General features: G+C 69.4%; 2 protein-coding genes and 1 pseudogene. 1 reads left to right on the top strand and 2 read right to left on the bottom strand.

The window, feature by feature from the left end:
* Positions 1–180 precede the first annotated feature (180 nt).
* Both ACFWN1_RS32615 and ACFWN1_RS32610 read right to left on the bottom strand, forming a co-directional pair.
* A complete protein-coding gene (locus tag ACFWN1_RS32615; RefSeq protein WP_384370163.1) occupies positions 181–672 on the bottom strand; it encodes a sortase in 492 nt (163 codons plus the stop codon).
* Between the two features lie 392 nt (positions 673–1064).
* Positions 1065–2657: an ATP-binding protein gene (locus ACFWN1_RS32610; RefSeq protein ID WP_384370160.1), complete on the bottom strand. Its 1593-nt coding sequence runs from the start codon at positions 2655–2657 to the stop codon at positions 1065–1067.
* Between the two features lie 111 nt (positions 2658–2768).
* Between ACFWN1_RS32610 and ACFWN1_RS32605 the strand changes: the two are divergent.
* A pseudogene (locus ACFWN1_RS32605) lies at positions 2769–2953 on the top strand (response regulator); the annotation flags it as partial.

Genomic DNA, 2953 nt, shown 5'->3' with positions numbered 1-2953 from the left:
CGCCCGCGGCGGCCGGCCCTGGGACTGGCCCTCTTCGCTCAGGCCGGAGATCAGCAGCACCGCACCCGCCGTCATGGCGCAGACCAGGCCGAGCCGTGCGCAGAGGTACGGATCATGGGAAGCGCTGACAGGGCGTCCGAGTCTCCGCCGGAGTACGGGTGCCATCGCCAGGCCCGGCCGTCAGACTCGGATGTCGTCCGGGCGGCGTCGCATCAGCACCAGCCCGCCGGCGGCGGCCGTGGCCAGCAGTCCGCCGCCCAGGGCGAGCCCCACACCGCCGGTGTCCCCGGCCGGCCCGAACCCGGCGTTGACCGAGCCCTCCGGAGAGTGACCGGTGATCTGGTACGTCTCCGTGACCCTGGTCAGCGGCGGACATTTCAGGGTGACGGTGTCACTGCCCGGCCTGGCGCCTTCCGGGATCTGGAACTCGCCGGTCAGCTCTCCGTCCTCGTCACCCCCGAAGAGGTGGAAGTCCCCGCCCACCTCCGAGTGGCCCTTGCCGTAGTCCGCGTCGGGGTCGCAGGCGCTCGTACTGACCGTGACCGTGGAGCCGGGGGCAGCGTTCCACGGGTAGACGCGGACATCCGAGTCGTCGGCGGCGGCGACCGGAATCTGCAGTCCGAGGACACCGAGAGCCAGGCCGACGACTGCACCTGTGTGTCTGCAACGCATGCGAATCCTCCAACGGAACGGTGTCCGGCCTGCCCGGTGCGGCGCATCTTTCGCGCCCTGTCCACGAGGCAACCGACAGCCCGCGGGTTCCGCAACCTGGCGCATCGCCATATATGTCGCCCAGTCAGGTGCCGAGACCACCCTCCCTGATGCCCATACGCAGGTCACCGACGCGGAGATCATCAACAGCGATCACCCCCTGCCGCGTCGCCATCACGGTGAACGGCCGACGAGGCGATCACCGGCGATCACCGGCTACGACGGCATTCCGGTCACCGACGTGAAGGTGTTCGCACCGCTCCGGCGGCAGGCATCGCCATCGACACCTCCGTGCTCCGAGGCCTCCCCCCGGAGCACGCCGGCGGCTGAACGCGGCATGACGCGTACGGGCCCTAACGGGTCGCCGCGGTGGCGTCCGGCTCCTGGGACTCGCCCGGTTCGGCGGGGCGCTTCGCCAGGGTGAAGACGATGCGGGTGCCTCCGGTGTGCTCCAGGTCGACGAAGATGGTCCCGCCGTGGAACTCGACGATCTTCTTGCACATCGCGAGGCCGATGCCGCTGCCCTGGTACCGGTCCTTGGTGTGCAGCCGCTGGAAGATCACGAACACCTTCTCGGCGTACTCGGCGGCGATGCCGATGCCGTTGTCCGTGACGGCGAACCGCCAGTGGTCGCCGTCGTCTTCGGCGGAGATGTGGATGACGGGTGCCTCGCCGGGGTGACGGAACTTGATGGCGTTGCCGATCAGGTTCTGCCACAGCATGCCCAGTTGCGTGGAGTCGGCGATCAGGGTCGGCAGTTCGTCCCGTGTGATCACCGCCCCCGACTCCTCGATGCTCACGCTGATCGCGGTGAGGGTCCGCTTCATCACCGTGTTCAGATCGACGCGCTGCTGGGTGTTGTGGACGCGGCCCACCCGGGAGAAGTCGAGCAGGTCGTTGATGAGGGTCTGCATGCGGTTCGCACCGTCGACCGCGAAGTCGATGTACTGGTCAGCCCGTTCGTCGAGCTGCCCGCCGTACCGCCGCTGGAGCAGCTGGGTGAAGCTGGACACCTTCCGCAGGGGCTCCTGGAGGTCGTGCGAGGCGACGTACGCGAACTGCTCCAGCTCCGCGTTGGACCGCTTCAGGTCGGCGGACTGCGCGTCCAGCCGCTGACGGGCCTCCTCGCTGAAGTCCAGCTCCCGCACCAGCCGTCGGCGCATGGACTCGATCTCGCCGCTGAGCTGTCGCAGGTCGGCGGGGCCGGTCGGGGTGATGGGGTGGCCGAAGTCGCCCTCCGCGATGGTCCGGGCGTCCGCCCCGATCCGCTCCAGGGGCTCGGTGACACCCCGCCGCAGCGCTTCGGAGACGATCACCGCCAGGGCGACGATGAGGGCCGCGATGGCGGTGAAGATCCAGTTCCGCATCCGCATGGCGGACGCCAGCTCCGCCCTGGCCGACACGCGGTCGGCACGCAGCCGGCCCTGCTGCTCGGACATGACCGCCCGCATGGCGTCGAAGGCCGCCTTGCCCTTGGCCGCGTTCTCGGTGGCCAGGGGCGACGGCTTGCCGGCCGGTGAGGCCGCGATCGGCCGCGCGATCTGCGCCTGCCACGTCTCGATGCGGTCCTCGACGGTCTTCAGGTCACGCAGGCGCGCGGGGTTGCCCCGGAGCAGGCCCGACAGGGTCTTCGTATAGGTCTTCTGCTGGCTGAGCCCCTGCCGGTACGGGTCGAGGAAGTCGGCGGTCCCGGTGAGTCCGTAGCCACGGATGCCCGTCTCCTGGTTGAGCAGCGCCGATTCCAGGCGGATCGACGTCGTCAGCGAGGGCGACTTCACGTCCACGAGGTTGTCGCTGATCGACGCGGTCCGCTCCAGCACCCACGCCCCGGTGGCCCCCAGGAGCACCAGGACGGACAGCGCGACGCTGACTCCGAGGCGGAGCCAGCGCCGGGTCGTCCAACTGGACAGTTCCCGCGCACGCGGCGGTCTCTCATCGACGGTCATCCTCTGTCTCCTCCGCGGTGACGGCTGCGCTCACAGCGGCGCAGCCTCACCTTAAGCGACGGCGACAACGGTTGTTGTCGCGGGTGCCGCCGAGGGCTTACGCTGCTGGTCATGCCTGGCAAGAACTTCGTCATGCCGACCACGCCGCAGGAGACGGCCGCGCTCGCGGACGCCGCGGTCGACGAACTCGCGCGGCGCATCGCCCATCAGCTGACGGAAGGTGTCCCTCGATCCCTGCTACCGGACGATCCCTCGCACGCGCTGACGCGGTTTCTCTTTTTGACTTATCTGATGCG

Source organism: Streptomyces sp. NPDC058459 (assembly GCF_042721685.1).
Taxonomy (GTDB): Bacteria; Actinomycetota; Actinomycetes; order Streptomycetales; family Streptomycetaceae; genus Streptomyces.
This window is presented reverse-complemented; position numbering and strand designations above follow the sequence as displayed.